The organism is Streptomyces sp. NPDC057438 (assembly GCF_042802995.1).
Lineage (GTDB): Bacteria > Actinomycetota > Actinomycetes > Streptomycetales > Streptomycetaceae > Streptomyces.
This window is the reverse complement of record NZ_JBHVDD010000002.1, coordinates 49,335-66,809: the sequence shown is the minus strand read 5'-3', so window position 1 is coordinate 66,809 and position 17,475 is coordinate 49,335. Positions and strand designations below refer to the sequence as shown.

Here is a 17,475-nt window from a genome sequence, read left to right as displayed (position 1 = left end):
AGGGAGCGTGTCAACGTAAGTTGACATCATGACCGAAGCAACGGATCTCGCCGAGCGCGCGGGCGACCGCGACCCCCGGGTCGGGCTGCGGGCCGTCGCCGCGCTGCGGAGGCTGCTGGAGCAACTGGAGTCGGTGCAGGTGCGCAGTGCGCGCCGGCAGGGCTGGTCGTGGCAGGAGATCGCCGCGGAACTCGGAGTGAGCAGGCAGGCCGTGCACAAGAAGTACGGGAGGCATTGATGTTCGAACGGTTCACGAAAGACGCCCGTGCCGTGGTTCTGGGAGCGGTGGACCACGCCGAACGCACCCGTGCGGGAGAGGTGACCGAGGAGCACCTCCTCCTCTCCCTGCTGGACCGCGAGGCGTCCCGCGCCTCGTTCGCCCTGGCCGCGCTGGGACTCGCCGGGACCGACCGCCGGGAATCGGTCGAGCGGGACCTCGCCGAGGCCCGCCGTCGGGGCGGGCTCTCCCGCGCCGACATGGACGCCCTCTCCGGCATCGGCATCGACCTCACCGAGATCGTCGCCCGCGTCGAGGAGACCCACGGGGTGGGGGCGCTGGAGTCGGACACGAAGGGCGCCCGGCGCGGCCGGGGGCGTCTCTCCGGCCATCGCCCCTTCACCCGCGAGGCCAAGGACGTCCTCACCCAGTCCCTCCGTGCCGCCCACGCCCACCGCGACCGGCACATCGGCGACGAGCACCTCCTCCTCGCCCTCACCACCCGCCCCGGCGTCCCCGCCGAGGTCCTCGCGGACCACGGGGTGACGTACGAAGCCTTGGAGCGGGTGCTCTACGGAGCCGGGGAGGCCGAGGCGGGATGAGCGCCCCGGGTGGGTCGAGGGCTTCCCCGGCTCACCCCTTGGGTGCCCGCAGCACCACACCGATGTGGGCCGCCGCTGTGGACAGGTGGCGGCGGGCGTCGCGGAGCTGGTCCTCGGTCACCCCGTGGTCGCGGGCCGCGTCGCGGATGTCGTCGCGGAAGCGGTCCAGGAGACGGTCGAGGTCACGGGCCGGTTCACCCGTGGGCGCCTCGTGCACCCAGGCGGGCTCGTAGTCGGCGGGGAACTCCTCGGGAGTCGCCGAGTACTCGGGCTCCCCGGCGCCGGCGCCGCCCGTCGTGCCCGAGCGCCCGAAGCCGAAGTCCTTGCCGAACTCCTTTCCGAAGTCCTTCCCGAACTCGCCGAACTCCTTGGCCAGTTCGGTCAGCCCCTCCCGTACACCCGTCGGCCAGTCGCCCCGGGTGAAGTGGTCCTGGACGTGGTCCTGGACCCGTTTGGCGATGCGCTGCAGCTCTTCCTGGGCTTGGGTACGGGCATGCTCCTGCGCCTCCTTGGCCTGGCGGCGGGCCCGCTGGGCCTCCTCGCGGGCGCGCCGGCTCTCGTCCTTCGCGCGGCGGGCCTGTTCCTTCCACTCCTGCTTGACGCGGCGCATCTCCTCCTTGGCGGCACGCCAGGACGCGTTGTCGGCGTACCCCCCGAACTCCCCGGACGTCTCCTGCTCCCCGTCACCCGTCCTGCCTCCCTTGCGGGCCTCGGACGCGGCCGCCCGCATCTCGCGGCGCACGTCGCCCGCTGCGCCCCGGACGTCGGCCCGGATCTCGGCGGCCAGCTCCGCCACCGACTCGCGGATCTCCAGCTCCAGATCGGCCAGCTCACCGCTGCGGTCGGCCAGTTCGGCGCGGCCCGCGTCGGTGATCGCGTACACCTTTCGGCCGCCCTCGGTGGTGTGGGTGACCAGTCCCTCGGCCTCCAGCTTGGCCAGGCGGGGGTAGACGGTGCCGGCCGAGGGGGCGTACAGGCCCTGGAAGCGCTCCTCCAACAGCCGGATCACCTCGTAGCCGTGGCGCGGCGCCTCGTCCAGCAGCTTCAGCAGGTACAGCCGCAGGCGTCCGTGGGCGAAGACGGGAGGCATGTCAGAACACCTTCTTGTCGGTCGTGCGGTCGGTCACGCCGTCGGCCGGGGCGGGCGCGTGACCGGGCGGGGGCTCCGTCGAGACGGGGGCGCCGTCCGACGCATGGTCGCTCATGCCCTCCGGCCGATCGGTGGGCGGGGGGCCGCCGTGGTCGTCGGTCCGGCCGGTGGGTGCGGGGGGTTCCGTGCCGCCCGGCACCGAGTCCGTCGACCGGGTCGGGGCCGGACCGTCGGCGGGCCCCGTGCCACCGGGTGCCGAGTCTGCCGCCCCGTCCGGCTCGGCGGAGGGTCCCGAGGCGCTCGCGGTCCCGTCCGGTGTCTCCGGCCGCGAGGTCTCCGGCTCCCACGGCTCGTCCTCCGCCGGCGGCCTGCGGAGGAGGGCTATGGAGCCGGAGACGGTGGTGGCCCTGAGCCTGCCGTTGCCCGCGCCCAGGCGGCCGGTGACCTTGTGGGCGCCCCAGGGGCCGCTGACGCGCAGGTCCTCGAAGGCGTTGGAGATGGTGCCGCTGGCGGTGTTGGCCTCGACCTCGGCGTCGGCCGGGTGGGGGAGACGGATGGCGATCTCGCCGGAGACACTGGTCAGGCCGACGTCCGTGGGGCCGCCCGTGGGATCGAGGTCGAGGATGATGGAGCCGCTCACGGAGTCGGCCTTCACGCTGGGGCAGGACCCCTCGATGACGGTCAGGTCGCCGGAGACGGAGCTGAGCCGGAGATCGCCCGTCAGGGCTTGCGCCTCCACGTTTCCCGAGACGGTCGTTGCGCGCACCGGGCCCGCCAGGCCGACCAGGGTGGTGTCACCCGAGACGCCCTTCACCTCCGTACGCCCGTCCAGCCCGGACACGACCGCCGTGGCGCCGACCACGCCCACCTCGACACGGGTGGCGGCCGGGACGGCGAGCGACACCAGGACGTCGCGGCGCCAGCCCTTGCGGTCCAGCCACTTCAGGAAGCCCTTCCAGGGCAGGTCGTCGTAGGCCACGGTCAGGGTTCCGTCCTTCTGTGTCACCGTCAGGGGCGGGCCCTCGACGGCGGACACCTCCAGACGGGCGGAACTCTCGTCGGTGCCCACCACGTTGACCGTTCCGTTGACGACGCGCACATGCAGTGCCGTCACCGGTTCGTCGAACGTGAGCCTCCGCGGCTCGGCGACGGACCACTCGGACATGGTGCTGACCTCCTCGGCAGACCCGACAGGAAGAGACGACGAAGACGAATACGAGGGCGATGGCGAGGGCGCAGACGACGACGGACGCGGGACGAGCCCGAGACGAACCTGACCGCGAACGCGACCACCACACACGCACTATCGTGTTCCCGCTATTCACGATATATCGCGGTCATGGAAAGTCAATACACCCGTTCTGGTGACCCCGCAGGTGAATACAGGACAAAACGCCCTAGCGTGGGGTGCATGTCGACGGAACGCTCCCCGGGGCCCCGAGCCCCCCGGCCCACCCCCGCTCCCGGCGCGCTTCTGCTCTGCCGGGCGGATCCCGATGCCGTCGCCCCCGTCGCCCAACTGCTCCGTGAGCGCATGCTGCTGATCCCGGCCGGGCCCGGGTGGACCGCGCTCGTGCCGGAGGGCAAGCCCTGGTTGCACGGTGGAGAACCCGTCGACCGCGTCCTCGCCGGCTGGGCGAGCGCCCTGGCCGTCGGCGTCCCGTGGCCCGTGCTCGCGCTGTGGTGGGACGCGGACCGCAGCGGCTACACCTTTGCCGCGGGCTTCCGCCGCACCGTCGGCTACGAATGGCTCGCGAACGGGACCCCGGTCGGCGAGGACGAGGCGATGCGTACGTTCGCCGCCCGCCTGGGCCTGGACCCGGTCCTCGACGCACAGTCCCTGGACGGCCTCACGCGCCCCGATCCGGTGGCGGACGCCCGCTCCCGGCTGCTGGGTCTCCTCGCCGTCCTCGCCCGCGCGGGCGTGACGCTCCCCGCCGGCCTCGTACCGGGCGAACCCGCCGACCGGCTCCGCGAGGTCGCCCGCGTCCAGCCCGGCGTCCAGCGCATCGAGTGGACGGGGTGGCGCGGAGCGGTCCGTTCGGAACTCGACGCCCTCGAACGGGGGCACCTCGGCCCCTGGCTGCCCTGGGCCGGCACCCCCAGGGCCCGCGCCCTGGCCGCCGCCCAGCTCCTGGCGGGGCTACCGCTCACGGCGTGGGGCCTGCACCGCCGGAGCCCCGGCTGGCTGACCGCCGGCAGTCTCCTGATCGCGCACGGCACCCTGGGCCTGCTGTACGACCTGGCCCACCCGCGCGACTGATCACCTGCGCGGCGGCGGCCCAGGGGAGACGACTACTCGTCCTCGTCCTCGTCGTCAAGCCGCGCCAGCCAGGTCGCCAGCCGCTCCACCGGGACCTCGAAGTCCGGGTTCAGATCGACGAACGTCCGCAGCTGCTCGGCCAGCCACTCGAAGGTGACCTCCTCCTCGCCGCGCCGCTTCTCCAGTTCCTCGATGCCACGGTCCGTGAAGTACATGGGTCAAGGATAAGTGCGCGGAAACGGCCGGGCCGCACCCCCGAAAGAGGGGGTGCGGCCCGGTGGCGTACGGACTTCGAGGGTCTCAGGCCTCGAACACCTCACGCACCAACTGCTCCTGCTCGGCCTGGTGCCGCTTCGCCGAACCCACCGCCGGCGACGAGCCGTGCGGGCGCGAGATGCGCCGCAGCCGCTCGCCGTGGGGGACGTCCGCGCCGACCGCGAGGTCGAGGTGGTCGATCAGGTTGAGGGCGATGAACGGCCAGGCGCCCTGGTTCGCGGGCTCCTCCTGGGTCCACAGGTACTTCTCGGCGTTCGGGTACTTGTTGACCTCCGCCTGGATCTCGGCACCCGGCAGCGGGTAGAGGCGCTCGATGCGGATGATCGCCGTGTCCGTGACACCGCGCTTCTGACGCTCGGCCTCCAGGTCGTAGTAGACCTTGCCGGCGCAGAAGACGACCTTCTTGACCGCGTTCGGGTCGACCGAGCCGTCGCCGATGACCGGGCGGAACTCGCCGCTCGTGAACTCCTCCGCCTTCGACGCGGCGGCCTTCAGACGCAGCATCGACTTCGGGGTGAAGACGACCAGCGGCTTGTGGTGCGGGTTGTGCACCTGCCACCGCAGGAGGTGGAAGTAGTTCGACGGGGAGGTCGGCATGGCGACCGTCATGTTGTTCTGCGCGCACATCTGGAGGAAGCGCTCCGGGCGGGCGGACGAGTGGTCCGGGCCCTGGCCCTCGTAGCCGTGCGGGAGCAGCAGGGTGACGCCGGACGTCTGGCCCCACTTCTGCTCCGCCGACGAGATGAACTCGTCCACGACCGTCTGGGCGCCGTTGACGAAGTCGCCGAACTGGGCCTCCCACATCACCAGGGACTCGGGCCGGGCGAGCGAGTAGCCGTACTCGAAGCCCATCGCCGCGTACTCGGAGAGCAGGGAGTTGTAGACGTTCAGCCGCGCCTGGTCCTCGGAGAGGTACATCAGCGGCGTGAACTCCTCGCCCGTCTCACGGTCGATGATCACCGCGTGACGCTGGCCGAAGGTGCCGCGCTGCGAGTCCTGGCCCGCCAGGCGGACCGGGGTGCCCTCCAGGAGGAGGGAGCCCACCGCGAGGGTCTCGCCCATGCCCCAGTCGATCGTGCCGTCCTCGACCATGGCCGCCCGGCGCTGCAGCTGCGGCAGCAGCCGCGGGTGGGCGGTGATGTGGTCCGGCACGTTGACCTGGGACGCGGCGATGCGCTTGACGGTCTCCGCCGTGATCGCGGTGTTCACCGCGACCGGGAAGCCGTCCTGCGGGTCCTGGACCTCGCCGGAGACCGGCTGCGAGGTGGCCTCGCGGACCTCCGTGAAGACCTTCTCCAGCTGGCCCTGGTAGTCCTGCAGCGCCTGCTCGGCCTCTTCCAGGGTGATGTCGCCGCGACCGATGAGGGACTCGGTGTACAGCTTGCGCACCGAGCGCTTCTTGTCGATCAGGTCGTACATCAGCGGCTGGGTGAAGGCCGGGTTGTCCGACTCGTTGTGACCGCGGCGGCGGTAGCAGATGAGGTCGATCACCACGTCCTTGTTGAACGCCTGACGGAACTCGAAGGCCAGGCGGGCGACGCGGACGACGGCCTCGGGGTCGTCGCCGTTCACGTGGAAGATCGGGGCCTCGATCATGCGGGCCACGTCGGTGGCGTACATCGAGGAACGCGACGACTCGGGAGCCGCCGTGAAGCCGACCTGGTTGTTGATGACGATGTGGACCGTGCCGCCGGTGCGGTAACCGCGCAGCTGCGACATGTTCAGGGTCTCGGCCACCACGCCCTGGCCCGCGAAGGCCGCGTCGCCGTGGAGGGCCACCGGCAGGACGGTGAAGTCCGTGCCGCCCTTGTTGATGATGTCCTGCTTGGCGCGGGCGACGCCCTCCAGGACCGGGTCCACGGCCTCCAGGTGCGAGGGGTTCGCGACCAGGCTGACCTTGATCTGCTCGCCGTCCAGGCCCGTGAAGGTGCCCTCGGCGCCCAGGTGGTACTTCACGTCGCCGGAGCCGTGCATCGACTTCGGGTCGAGGTTGCCCTCGAACTCGCGGAAGATCTGCGCGTACGACTTGCCGACGATGTTCGCCAGGACGTTCAGGCGGCCGCGGTGGGCCATGCCGATGACGACCTCGTCGAGCCGGGACTCCGCCGCCGAGTCGATGACCGCGTCGAGCAGCGGGATGACGGACTCGCCGCCCTCCAGGCTGAAGCGCTTCTGGCCGACGTACTTCGTCTGCAGGAAGGTCTCGAAGGCCTCCGCCGCGTTCAGCCGGCGCAGGATGCGCAGCTGCTCCTCGCGCTCCGGCTTGGTGTGCGGGCGCTCGATGCGGTCCTGGATCCAGCGGCGCTGCTTCGGGTCCTGGATGTGCATGAACTCGACGCCGGTCGTACGGCAGTACGAGTCGCGCAGCACGCCGAGGATGTCGCGGAGCTTCATCAGGGACTTGCCCGAGAAGCCGCCGACCGCGAACTCGCGCTCCAGGTCCCACAGGGTGAGCCCGTGCTCGGTGATGTCGAGGTCGGGGTGCTTGCGCTGGCGGTACTCCAGCGGGTCGGTGTCGGCCATGACGTGGCCGCGGACCCGGTAGGAGTGGATCAGCTCGAAGACCCGGGCGGCCTTGGTGACGTCGTCGTCGTGGCTGGCGTCGATGTCCTTGAGCCAGCGGACCGGCTCGTAGGGGATGCGCAGGGCCTCGAAGATGTCGTCGTAGAACCCGCCCTCGCCGAGCAGGTAGTTGGCGACGATCCGCAGGAACTCGCCGGAGGCGGCGCCCTGGATGACCCGGTGGTCGTACGTCGAGGTCAGCGTCATGACCTTCGAGATGCCCAGCTTGTTCAGGGTGTCCTGCGACGTGCCCTGGAACTCGGCCGGGTAGTCCATGGATCCGACGCCCATGATGACCGACTGACCGGGCATCAGACGGGGCACGGAGTGGACGGTGCCGAGGCCGCCGGGGTTGGTCAGGGAGACCGTGACACCGGTGAAGTCGTCCATCGTCAGCTTGCCGTCACGGGCGCGGCGGACGATGTCCTCGTAGGCCTGCCAGAACTCGAAGAAGTTCAGCGTCTCGGCCTTCTTGATGCCCGCGACGACCAGCTGGCGGTCGCCGTTGGGCTTCACCAGGTCGATGGCGAGGCCGAAGTTGACGTGCGGCGGCTTGACGAGGGTGGGCTTCCCGTCCTTCTCCGCGTAGTGCCAGTTCATCGACGGCATCGTCTTGATGGCCTGCACCATCGCGTAGCCGATCAGGTGCGTGAAGGAGATCTTCCCGCCCCGGGCGCGCTTGAGGTGGTTGTTGATGACGATGCGGTTGTCGAACAGCAGCTTCACCGGGACCGCGCGCACGGACGTGGCCGTGGGCAGCTCCAGGGAGGCGTTCATGTTCTTCGCGACCGCGGCGGCGGGGCCGCGCAGCGTGATCAGCTCCGGGCCCTCGGCGGGCGCGGCCTGCTTCGCGGGGGCCGCGGCGGCCGGCTTGGCCGGTGCGGGCGCGGCAGCCGCGGGCTTCGCGGCGGCAGGTGCCGGAACGGCGGCAGCGGGCTTCGGGGCCGCTGGGACGGGCGCGGCCGGAGCCGCGGGGGCGGCCTGGGCCGGCGCGGCGGGTGCCGCGGGCGTGGTCGTCGCTGCGGCCCCCGCGGCCGCAGTGCTCGCCGGAGCCGAGGCGGCAGCTGCGCCCGGCTTGTAATCGGCGAAGAAGTCCCACCAGGCTCGGTCTACCGAGTTCGGGTCCTGGAGGTACTGCTGATAGATCTCGTCGACGAGCCACTCGTTCGGACCGAAGGCCGCGGCGGGGTTCTTACCCGCTTGGTCTGCGTCGGTCGAGATGCTCGAGTTACTGGGGGACTGTGGCGACACGGCGGCAACCGCCCTCTTCCGCTTCACAAGGTGATGGACAGCGGGAATCAAGGCTACGCCCCCGTGGCCGCGAAGGTCAGGCCGAGTCCGCTCTTCGTCGCGTAAGTCACATCGGAGAGCGTGTTTCGGGGGTAGAAATGGCGGGAAACAAGCGTGGTTCCGGTCCGGAATGGGGCTGGAGGGGGCACACCGGGCATGCGTTGGGCGGGGCCTGCGGGTATGTGCACGCGGCCCTCTGCCTGAACGCACCTGATCACACGTGTCCGGCTGTGCGGAACCGCCGTGGATCTTGTCGCTCCGCTTCGAACTTTACGTCAACTTGGGAGAGATGTAAGCACCGGGAGGATGAGCGATATTCGGCAATGGCGGGGGGATTCAGCCATGCGTGATGTGGGTATCAGTGGATTTCCCGCCCACCGTCGTGCCTGCCCTTCTCATCCGTTTCCTCCCGGTAGGAGCACCCGGATGCGGCAGCCCTTCGGGGACTCGGCCACTCCGATACGGCCGCCGTGGAGGTCCACCGCCCAGCGGGCGATGGCGAGACCCAGCCCGGTGCCGCCGTCGCTGCCGGGGCCGTGCGGGGAACTGACGGCGCCGCGGTTGAAGCGCTCGAAGACGCGGTGCCACTCGGATTCGGGGATACCGGGGCCCTCGTCGAGGACTTCGAGATCCAGGGAGTCGGTGGTGGGGCCGCGGCGGGCCTTCACCGTCACGCGGCCGTGCGCCGGGCTGTGCTTCACCGCGTTGTCGATGAGGTTGGCCACGACCTGGTGGATGCGTTCCGGGTCGGCGTTCGCGGTGAGCTCCGGCGGATGGACGTCCAGGTGCAGATGGACGTCCGTGCGGGTGTGGTTGCCGGAGCCGGAGGTGATCCCCCCGCGGGCCGAGGAGACCATCTGGGCCTCTTTGAGGACACCCGAGAGGTACGGCCAGACCTCGAAGCGGCGGCGGCGCAGCGGGACCACACCGTTGTCCAGGCGCGAGAGGTCGAGCAGGGTCTCCACCAGACGCCCCAGGCGCTCGGTCTGCTTCAGGGCCGTCCGCATCGTCTCGGGGTCGGCCTGGGTGACCCCGTCGACGATGTTCTCCAGGACCGCCCGGAGGCCCGCGATGGGCGTGCGCAGCTCGTGGGAGACGTTCGCGACGAGTTCCTTGCGCTGACGGTCCTGCGCCTCCAGCTCGTCGGCCATGAGATTGATCGTGTGGGCGAGGTCGCCCAGCTCGTCCCGGCGGTTCTCGCTGACCCGGCGGGTGTAGTCGCCACGGGAGATGGACCGGGCGACCGCGTTCATCTCGTCCAGGGGGGCGGTGAGCGAATGCGCGACGAACTGCGTGATCAGGAGTGTGGCGATCATCGAGAACACCGTGATGAAGCGCAGCTCCGTCTTGGTGTGCACGGCGATCATCGACAGGCCGGTCGTGATCAGGACCGAGATGACGACGAGCGCGCCGAGCTTCGTCTTGATCGAGAAGGGACGCAGACCGCTCAGCGGTCCCGCGCCCTTGCGTGACCCCGGGTCACCGACTCCGCTCATGACGCCACCAGCCCTCTGTCCCTGTGTGCCTGGGTATGCCCGCGCACGCGGTGCGCCGGCACGGGATCAGGGAGTCGGGGTCTCCAGGGCGTACCCCACGCCGTGCACCGTGCGGATCCGCTCCGCGCCGATCTTCCGTCGCAGCGCCTTGATGTGGCTGTCCACGGTCCGCGTCCCGGACGCGTCCGCCCAGTCCCACACCTCGGCGAGCAACTGTTCGCGCGAGAGTACGGCACGCGGGGTGTTCGCGAGGCATACGAGCAGGTCGAACTCGGTGGGGGTGAGGTGCACGTCCTCGCTGCGCACCCGGACGCGGCGCTGCGCGTGGTCGATCTCCAGCTCGCCGAGGCGCAGGATGCCCGAGCGCGGGGTGGTGGCGGCCAGCGCGGCCCGCTCCACCCGGCGCAGCAGGACGTGCACGCGGGCGGCCAGTTCCCGCATGGAGAAGGGCTTGGTCATGTAGTCGTCGGCGCCGACGCCGAGCCCGACCAGCATGTCCGTCTCGTCGTCACGGGCGGTGAGCATCAGCACGGGGACGGGCCGCTGGGCCTGGACGCGCCTGCACACCTCCAGGCCGTCGAAGCCGGGCAGCATGATGTCGAGGATCAGCAGGTCGGGCTGCCATGCCTCCGCGGTGTCCACCGCCGCGGGCCCGTCGGTCGCGGTCTGCACGACGAAACCCTCGGCGCGCAGGCGGGCCGCGATGGCGTCGACGATCGTCGGGTCGTCCTCGACCACGAGCACCCGGCGCTGTGCGCCCGGGGTCGCTGTGGTGCCGCTGTGGGTGGTGTGTGTCTGCTCCATCGCCCGCCCCTGTGTTGCTTTCCGGAATCCGTGGGGTGATCCCTTGACTACGCATGGCTGCGCATGACTGCGATTGACGCTTGAATGATCGGCGTCAGGCAAGCAGGGTACGGGCAGTCACCGCACCACGGCTATCCAGGTCGGACCGCGAGGTGCACCACGTCCGGAACTCCCCGGGCAACCTCGATCTCTTCGGTACGCACCTGTTGGAACCCGGCATTCCGCAAGGTTTCCTCGAATTCCGGCGAAGGCTGCGCCGACCATACGGCAAGCACCCCGCCCGGCCTCAACACCCTTGCGCAACTTGCCAATCCAGCAGGTGAATACAGGTTTTCGTTGGACTCGGAGACGGTCCAGTCGGGCCCGTTGTCGATGTCCAGACAGAGTGCGTCGAACGTGTCGGATGTCTCATTGACGTACGCGACGAGATCGGCTTCCACGATCTCCGTACGAGGGTCCGTGAGCGCCTCGGCCGACACCTCGGCGAGCGGGCCCGCGCGGTGCCACTCGATCACGGAGGGTTCGCGCTCGACGACCGTGATCGTTCCCCAGCGCGGGTCGGCGGCGGCGTGTGCGAGCGAGAAGCCGACGCCCAGGCCGCCGATCAGCACACTCGGCCGGGAACGGTCGCCCAGCGCGTCGAGGGCGGCGTCGACGAGGAGCCGTTCCGAGCGGCCGTCCGAGGTGTCCATCAGGAAACAGCCGTTGGCGATGATCTGCAGCAACTCCCCGTGCCTGCGCAGTACGACCTCCCCGTGAGGGCCCTCGCGCCGGTCGATGACTTCGGGTTCGTCGGTGATGGGCATGCGTCCATCCTTACCCGTACGTGGCGCGGGGGCCGACGCATTACGGCGGCGGGTGACGCGCCACCGGGGGTGTCGTCGCTGTCGAGTCGCTGTGAATCGGGGCGAGGGTGGCGGAGGTCACAGACAGGGGTGTATCGGAGCGTCGAGGGTGGGGGTGAAACGGAAGGGGCGCCTCACCTTGGATGCCGAGGCCGTGAAGCCCGTGAAGCCCGTGAAGCCCGTGGAGTTCGGAGAGTCGGGGGAGTCCGTGGAGTCCATGGGGCCCGCCGAGCCGGTGCGGACTGTGGAGTCGGTGCGGTCCGTCGATCCTGTCGAGCCCGTGGAGACCCTGGGGGCCGGGGCTGTCCTCGACGGCATCCCGAGGCAGCCGGGGACGGTGTCGGCGCGGGTGCCGGACGGGGAACGGGAGCGCGCGGGGCGCGCGGGACCCGTGACCGCCCCGGGCGCACGCTCCCGGCTTCCGCGTCCCTGGCGTCTGCTCCCCACTCCCGTCGGCACGCCCTTCACCTTCTTCTACGCCTGCGTCCTGGTGGTCACCTCGGTCGTGGCCGAGTACGCCGATCCCGCCGTGGTGCACGCGCTCCACCAGAGTTCCAGCACGGACGTGGCACACCTGGTCCTGGCCCCGGCGCTCGTGCTGTCCGCGAGCGCTCTGTGGGTGGCGGGCGGGATCGCCTCGCCGTACGCCCTCGCCTTCCTGCTGGTGCTGACCGCGCTGGAGCGGCGGATCGGCGGGTGGCGCACGGCCGGGGTCTTTCTGCTGGGCCATGTCCTCGCCACGCTGGCCACGGAGGTCCCGGTGGGGTTCGCCGTCCTGGCGGGCCACCTTCCCGGCAGCTCCCTCCACCGCCTCGACTACGGCATCAGCTTCGGGGTGGCGGCGAGTGCGGGCGCGTTGGCGGGGCTGCTGACGCCGTGGCTGCGGTGGCCGATCCTGCTGCTGTTCGCCGCAATGCTGGTGGACGACCTGATCGCCTACACGGACCCGATGACGAACTGGGGGCACCTGCTGTCCCTGACGATCGGGGTGGCGACCTGGCCGCTCGTACGCCGCCGGCGACGGCCGGACCAGGGCAGCCGCGGGCTCCCGGAGACCGGCACGAGGCGGGCACGGACCGCCACGACGGCTGGTGACTAGCGGGGCCGGACACAGTCCGGCAGCCCGCGCCCCCGCTCCACGCCCTCGACACGGCAGGCACTGCACTCGCCCGCCTGACCTCAGCCGGCCCGGCTGCACGCGAGCGCCCGTCTGCCCGGCGTGGCGCGAGGCCCCGATCCGTCCCACCGCCGGGGCGGGCGTCCGCCGACTCGGGCCCCGGGCCTGCCCCGCCCCAGGATGACGCGGGTGTCTGTCACGCCGGGCCCAGGTGAGCGGCCCGCGGATCCGGGGCGGAGCGAGGATCGGTACGCCGGTTGCATGCCGCCCGGGTCGAACGCCCGCCTCTCCCGGTGGCTGTCACGGGCACCCGTGCTCCAGGCCCGCGCGAGCCCCTTCGGCCAGGGCAGGAGTCGAGATCCGTCGCCCCGGGGGCAGTGGGAGGTTTGTCGCCCGGGGCAGTGCGAGCGTCGTCGCCCCAGAACGGTTGAGGGCGCCCGACGTTCCGGGGCGGCTGGGTGTCTGTCAAGCCCCGGCCCCGCGTGCCCTCTTCGGTCAGCTCCCTCGCACCGGGCCGCGTCACCCCCACCTCTCCCCAGGCCCCCACGACTCCGTACGCCGCCCTGGCACTGCCTTTTCCCCCGGTTGATCGCCCACAGCGAACGTGCCGCCCCACGGGGAACATTCCTCGGCTCATGTGCATTGAGTCGGCATAGCTCAACTTGACTGCCGAGGGAGAGATCATGGCTTCGACGTCCGCACCGCTCACCCTGCCCGTGTTGCCGCTCGACGGGGAGGTCGTGCTGCCGGGAATGGTGGTGCCGCTGGACCTCAATGACACGGACGTACGGGCCGCGGTGGAGGCCGCGCAGGCGGCGGCGCGGGCCGAGCCCGGGAAGCCGAAGGTGCTGCTGGTGCCGCGGATCGACGGGGCGTACGCGGGCACGGGTGTGCTCGGGACCGTCGAGCAGGTCGGACGGCTGGCCGACGGTGACCCCGGCGCGCTCATCCGCGCGGTGCGCCGGGTGCGGATCGGGGCCGGGACCACCGGACCCGGCGCCGCCCTGTGGGTCGAGGGGACGAGCATCGACGAGAGCGTGCCGGAGCCGCTGCCCGGCCAGGTCGCCGAACTCGCCAAGGAGTACAAGGCCCTCGCCACCAGCTGGCTCCGCAAGCGCGGCGCCTGGCAGGTCGTGGACCGGGTGCAGGCCATCGACGACGTCTCCGCGCTCGCCGACAACTCCGGTTACTCGCCCTTCCTCACCGTCGAGCAGAAGATCCAGCTCCTGGAGACCGGCGACCCCGTCGCCCGGCTGAAGCTCGCCACCCAGCAGCTGCGGGACCACCTCGCCGAGCAGGACGTCGCCGAGACCATCGCCAAGGACGTCCAGGAAGGCGTCGAGAAGCAGCAGCGTGAGTTCCTGCTGCGGCGCCAGCTCGAAGCCGTGCGCAAGGAGCTGCGTGAACTCAACGGCGAGCAGGACGGCGAGGAGTCCGACGACTACCGCGCCCGCGTCGAGGCCGCCGACCTGCCGGAGACCGTACGGGAGGCCGCGCTCAAGGAGGTCGACAAGCTGGAGCGCTCCAGCGACCAGTCCCCCGAGGGCGGGTGGATCCGGACCTGGCTCGACACCGTGCTCGAACTCCCCTGGAACGAGCGGACCGAGGACGCGTACGACATCCGGGGCGCCCAGCGGGTGCTCGACGCCGAGCACGCCGGTCTGCAGGACGTGAAGGAGCGCATCACCGAGTACCTCGCCGTGCGCAAGCGGCGCGCGGACCGGGGGCTGGGGGTCGTCGGCGGGCGGCGCGGCGGTGCCGTGCTCGCGCTCGTCGGGCCACCCGGCGTCGGCAAGACCAGCCTCGGCGAGTCCGTGGCCCACGCGATGGGGCGCAAGTTCGTCCGGGTCGCCCTCGGCGGCGTACGGGACGAGGCGGAGATCCGCGGACACCGGCGTACGTACGTCGGGGCGTTGCCCGGGCGGATCGTGCGCGCCATCAAGGAGGCCGGGTCCATGAACCCCGTCGTCCTGCTCGACGAGATCGACAAGGTGGGCTCCGACTTCCGGGGCGATCCGGCCGCGGCCCTGCTCGAAGTCCTCGACCCCGCCCAGAACCACACCTTCCGGGACCACTACCTGGAGGTCGAGCTGGACCTGAGCGACGTCGTCTTCCTGGCCACGGCCAACGTGCTGGAGTCGATCCCCGAGGCGCTGCTCGACCGCATGGAGCTGGTCCGGCTGGACGGGTACACGGAGGACGAGAAGGTCGTCATCGCCCGGGACCACCTGCTGCCCCGTCAGCTGGAGCGGGCCGGCCTCGGCTCCGACGAGGTCGTCCTCGACGAGGGCGCGCTGCGCAGGCTGGCCGGCGAGTACACGCGTGAGGCGGGCGTCCGCAACCTGGAGCGGTCCGTGGCGCGGCTGCTGCGCAAGGTCGCGGCCCAGCACGAACTGGGGCAGCGGGAGCTGCCGTTCACCGTCACCGACGGCGATCTGCGCGGGCTCATCGGGCGCCCGCACCACGTGCCCGAGTCGGCCCAGGACCCGGCCGAGCGGCGTACGGCGGTGCCGGGTGTCGCGACCGGGCTCGCGGTCACCGGCGCGGGCGGCGACGTGCTCTACGTCGAGGCGTCCCTCGCCGACCCGGAGACGGGCGCGGCCGGACTGACGCTGACCGGCCAGCTGGGTGACGTGATGAAGGAGTCGGCGCAGATCGCGCTCTCCTTCCTGCGCTCGCACGGCGCGGAACTGGAGCTGCCCGTCGCCGACCTGAAGGACCGGGGCGTGCACATCCACTTCCCGGCGGGCGCGGTGCCCAAGGACGGTCCGAGCGCCGGCGTCACCATGACGACGGCCCTCGCCTCGCTGCTGTCCGGGCGGCTGGTCCGCACGGACGTGGCGATGACGGGCGAGGTGTCGCTGACCGGGCGGGTGCTGCCCATCGGCGGGGTGAAGCAGAAGCTGCTCGCCGCGCACCGGGCCGGTGTCACCACCGTCGTCATTCCGAAGCGGAACGAGGCGGACCTCGACGACGTCCCGGCCGAGGTCCTCGACAAGCTCGACGTCCACGCGGTCACGGACGTCCGGCAGGTGCTGGAGCTGGCGCTCGCCCCGGCCGGGGTGGAGGTGCCCCTGGCGGCTTGACGGGTGGGGTGCGTTGTCGGGTGCGGGTGCGTGGGGGCTGGTCGCGCAGTTCCCCGCGCCTCCTGAGAAGCAGGGGCTGCGCCCCGTGCTTTTCAGCCCCGCCCCGGTCGCCTTCAGGCCGCGGAGGTCTGGGCTTCCAGGCCTGCAGGGGCCCTGGTCCTTCACAAGCGCGGGGAACTGCGCGAGAAGCCCACCGGACCCGCGGGCGCCCGGGACGGTCTCCACCTCCTCCCTGCGAAATACTGACCCGCAGGTACCCGGAAGCGGACAGCAGGAGCGCTACGTGCACGACGAGGGCGGGAACGGCGACGGCGGCGGTGTCGGGGCCGGTGTGCCGACGGGCGGTATGGACCAGGCGTTCCTGGCGCTGGAGCGGGAGTTGACGGTCCTGCTGCGGCGCGCCCGCGCCAAGTCCGGGGAGATGGCGCGTGCCGTCCACCCCGACCTGGAGTCCGCCGCCTACGGCCTCCTCGCCCGCCTCGACGAGGCCGGCCGCCTGCGCGCCACCGAACTCGCCGCCTACATCGGCGTCGGCAAGGCCACCATGTCCCGTCAACTGCGCGCACTGGAACACCTCGGTCTGATCGCCCGCGAACCCGACCCCGCCGACGGCCGCGCCTGGCTCGTCCACCTCACGGAGGAGGGCCGGGCCCGGTTCCGGGCCGTCCGGGATGCCCGCCGGGTCGCGTACGTACGGCAGCTCGCGGGCTGGGACCGGGATGAGGTGGCCCAACTGGCGCGGTTGCTGCACCAGTTGAACCGGGGGGTGGAGGGCTGAGCGGCCCGGCCGGACCCTCGCTCGCGCGACACCCCGCCCGCGGCCCCGCCCGCGATCACTCCCGCACGAACACCACGCTCGCGTCGTCGTGGCGTTTGCCGCGGCCCAGGAACTCGCGGTCCACGTCGGTGGATTCGAGCTCCCGCACCCGCCGCACCAGACCGTGTGCCCCCACCTTGCGGACCAGGGTGAGGCAGGCCGTCCAGTCGCCCTCGCGGAACGTCTCCACCCAGCGGCTCGCGCCGTCCGTCAGGGCGAGGAGCGAACGCACCTCCGCGCGGGGGACGGTGCCCGTCACCGCCCGCGCCGCCACGGTGGGATCGGCGGCCGCCGTCCAGAAGCCGCCCTCCCGGTTGCGCACGGTCGAGTCGACGATCGCGGCCGTGGCCCGGGAGGCCGGGGGCAGCAGGGACAGCCGGTCGTCCAGGACGGCCGTCACCGTGCCGTCCGGCCGTTCGAGCAGCAGGGCCGAGTCCGACAGCACCAGGTACTCCACGGCCGTCGGCGACCAGCGGGCGAGGGCCACGGTGGCCTGTGGGGTGCGTGGGTGAGAAAGGTCACAGGTTTGGGCGTGGGTCCGGGCGGTACGGGAGATGGCCTGTGAGAGCACGTCGGGCAAGGGCGCATCCCGCTCCGAAACAGACAGTTCGGTCAGGGTGCCGCCGAGGCGGGAAGTGAACCATGCGACCGAATGTCGACAGCCGTAGCCGTCGGGCGGTGGAGTCACGCCGTCGAGGACGACGAGGGCGCCGCCCCGGCCCCCCGCGGGCAGGGCCACCGACGCGAAGTCCTCGTTGGGGCGGAGGGGGTCGCCGGGCTCCGAGACCAGTTCGGTGCGCATTCGGCCAGTCTGCCCGAGCCCGCCACGGGATTCGTGAACGGCCGGCCACGGTCGCCGCGCGAACCGGACCCTCCCGAGGGGCCGCCGGGTTTGGCATGGAATGATCGTGAGCGGTGAAGCGCGGCGGCGAATACTGTCAAAGCGCGTCGCCGACGTCCAACCGGCCCCACGTGCGGGACACCGCCGCGAGCCGGAGAACTTGCCCGCC

General features: G+C 71.5%; 13 protein-coding genes and 1 pseudogene. 6 read left to right on the top strand and 8 right to left on the bottom strand.

What is annotated here, in order from left to right:
- Positions 1 to 28 precede the first annotated feature (28 nt).
- Entirely contained in the window at positions 29 to 238 is a 210-nt protein-coding gene (locus ACFU5F_RS02015) for a helix-turn-helix domain-containing protein (protein ID WP_383880574.1), read from the top strand.
- Positions 238 to 819, top strand: coding sequence for a Clp protease N-terminal domain-containing protein (locus ACFU5F_RS02010; protein ID WP_383880571.1), 582 nt, complete (start codon positions 238 to 240; stop codon positions 817 to 819). The genes ACFU5F_RS02015 and ACFU5F_RS02010 overlap by 1 nt, the downstream gene beginning before the upstream one ends.
- Positions 820 to 850: 31 nt before the next feature.
- On the opposite strand, the gene ACFU5F_RS02005 is transcribed toward ACFU5F_RS02010, so the two are convergent.
- Both ACFU5F_RS02005 and ACFU5F_RS02000 read right to left on the bottom strand, forming a co-directional pair.
- Positions 851 to 1,909, bottom strand: a complete 1,059-nt coding sequence (locus tag ACFU5F_RS02005) for a helix-turn-helix transcriptional regulator (RefSeq protein ID WP_383880569.1) — start codon at positions 1,907 to 1,909, stop codon at positions 851 to 853.
- 346 nt (positions 1,910 to 2,255) lie between these two features.
- Positions 2,256 to 3,074 (bottom strand): annotated as a pseudogene (locus ACFU5F_RS02000) (DUF4097 domain-containing protein); the annotation flags it as partial.
- Between the two features lie 246 nt (positions 3,075 to 3,320).
- On the opposite strand from ACFU5F_RS02000, the gene ACFU5F_RS01995 reads away from it, so the two are divergent.
- Positions 3,321 to 4,172 carry a hypothetical protein gene (locus ACFU5F_RS01995; protein WP_383880566.1) on the top strand — a complete coding sequence of 284 codons (852 nt, stop codon included), beginning with the start codon at positions 3,321 to 3,323 and terminating at the stop codon, positions 4,170 to 4,172.
- Positions 4,173 to 4,204: 32 nt separating this feature from the next.
- On the opposite strand, the gene ACFU5F_RS01990 is transcribed toward ACFU5F_RS01995, so the two are convergent.
- The 5 genes from ACFU5F_RS01990 to ACFU5F_RS01970 all read right to left on the bottom strand — a co-directional run bounded on the left by ACFU5F_RS01990 (position 4,205) and on the right by ACFU5F_RS01970 (position 11,406).
- Positions 4,205 to 4,387, bottom strand: coding sequence for a DUF6104 family protein (locus tag ACFU5F_RS01990; protein ID WP_003961784.1), 183 nt, complete (start codon positions 4,385 to 4,387; stop codon positions 4,205 to 4,207).
- Positions 4,388 to 4,472: 85 nt separating this feature from the next.
- Entirely contained in the window at positions 4,473 to 8,261 is a 3,789-nt protein-coding gene (locus ACFU5F_RS01985) for a multifunctional oxoglutarate decarboxylase/oxoglutarate dehydrogenase thiamine pyrophosphate-binding subunit/dihydrolipoyllysine-residue succinyltransferase subunit (protein ID WP_383880563.1), read from the bottom strand.
- A 434-nt stretch (positions 8,262 to 8,695) separates the two neighbouring features.
- Positions 8,696 to 9,796 (bottom strand): cell wall metabolism sensor histidine kinase WalK, encoded by a 1,101-nt coding sequence (locus ACFU5F_RS01980; RefSeq protein ID WP_013000760.1) that lies wholly within the window; start codon positions 9,794 to 9,796, stop codon positions 8,696 to 8,698.
- A gap of 66 nt (positions 9,797 to 9,862) precedes the next feature.
- Positions 9,863 to 10,600 carry a response regulator transcription factor gene (locus ACFU5F_RS01975; RefSeq protein ID WP_013000759.1) on the bottom strand — a complete coding sequence of 246 codons (738 nt, stop codon included), beginning with the start codon at positions 10,598 to 10,600 and terminating at the stop codon, positions 9,863 to 9,865.
- Between the two features lie 131 nt (positions 10,601 to 10,731).
- Entirely contained in the window at positions 10,732 to 11,406 is a 675-nt protein-coding gene (locus tag ACFU5F_RS01970) for a spermidine synthase (RefSeq protein WP_383880559.1), read from the bottom strand.
- A gap of 178 nt (positions 11,407 to 11,584) precedes the next feature.
- Between ACFU5F_RS01970 and ACFU5F_RS01965 the strand changes: the two genes are divergently transcribed.
- The 3 genes from ACFU5F_RS01965 (at position 11,585) to ACFU5F_RS01955 (ending at position 16,426) form a co-directional block, all read left to right on the top strand.
- Positions 11,585 to 12,544, top strand: a complete 960-nt coding sequence (locus ACFU5F_RS01965; protein WP_383880556.1) for a rhomboid-like protein — start codon at positions 11,585 to 11,587, stop codon at positions 12,542 to 12,544.
- Positions 12,545 to 13,245: 701 nt separating this feature from the next.
- Complete coding sequence (gene lon, locus ACFU5F_RS01960) at positions 13,246 to 15,648, top strand: endopeptidase La (protein WP_383880553.1); 2,403 nt, start codon at positions 13,246 to 13,248, stop codon at positions 15,646 to 15,648.
- Positions 15,649 to 15,931: 283 nt separating this feature from the next.
- Positions 15,932 to 16,426, top strand: a complete 495-nt coding sequence (locus ACFU5F_RS01955) for a MarR family winged helix-turn-helix transcriptional regulator (RefSeq protein ID WP_383880551.1) — start codon at positions 15,932 to 15,934, stop codon at positions 16,424 to 16,426.
- 55 nt (positions 16,427 to 16,481) lie between these two features.
- Here the strand turns inward: ACFU5F_RS01955 and ACFU5F_RS01950 are convergent, their stop codons facing one another.
- Entirely contained in the window at positions 16,482 to 17,267 is a 786-nt protein-coding gene (locus ACFU5F_RS01950; RefSeq protein ID WP_383880548.1) for a protein phosphatase 2C domain-containing protein, read from the bottom strand.
- Positions 17,268 to 17,475 lie beyond the last annotated feature (208 nt).

Coding starts and splice junctions, on each gene's coding strand:
- ACFU5F_RS01990 (WP_003961784.1), bottom strand. CDS start 4,387: ATGTACTTCACGGACCGTGGCATCGAGGAACTGGAGAAGCGGCGCGGC.
- lon (WP_383880553.1), top strand. CDS start 13,246: ATGGCTTCGACGTCCGCACCGCTCACCCTGCCCGTGTTGCCGCTCGAC.
- ACFU5F_RS01970 (WP_383880559.1), bottom strand. CDS start 11,406: ATGCCCATCACCGACGAACCCGAAGTCATCGACCGGCGCGAGGGCCCT.
- ACFU5F_RS02015 (WP_383880574.1), top strand. CDS start 29: ATGACCGAAGCAACGGATCTCGCCGAGCGCGCGGGCGACCGCGACCCC.
- ACFU5F_RS01950 (WP_383880548.1), bottom strand. CDS start 17,267: ATGCGCACCGAACTGGTCTCGGAGCCCGGCGACCCCCTCCGCCCCAAC.
- ACFU5F_RS01975 (WP_013000759.1), bottom strand. CDS start 10,600: ATGGAGCAGACACACACCACCCACAGCGGCACCACAGCGACCCCGGGC.
- ACFU5F_RS01980 (WP_013000760.1), bottom strand. CDS start 9,796: ATGAGCGGAGTCGGTGACCCGGGGTCACGCAAGGGCGCGGGACCGCTG.
- ACFU5F_RS02005 (WP_383880569.1), bottom strand. CDS start 1,909: ATGCCTCCCGTCTTCGCCCACGGACGCCTGCGGCTGTACCTGCTGAAG.
- ACFU5F_RS02010 (WP_383880571.1), top strand. CDS start 238: ATGTTCGAACGGTTCACGAAAGACGCCCGTGCCGTGGTTCTGGGAGCG.
- ACFU5F_RS01995 (WP_383880566.1), top strand. CDS start 3,321: ATGTCGACGGAACGCTCCCCGGGGCCCCGAGCCCCCCGGCCCACCCCC.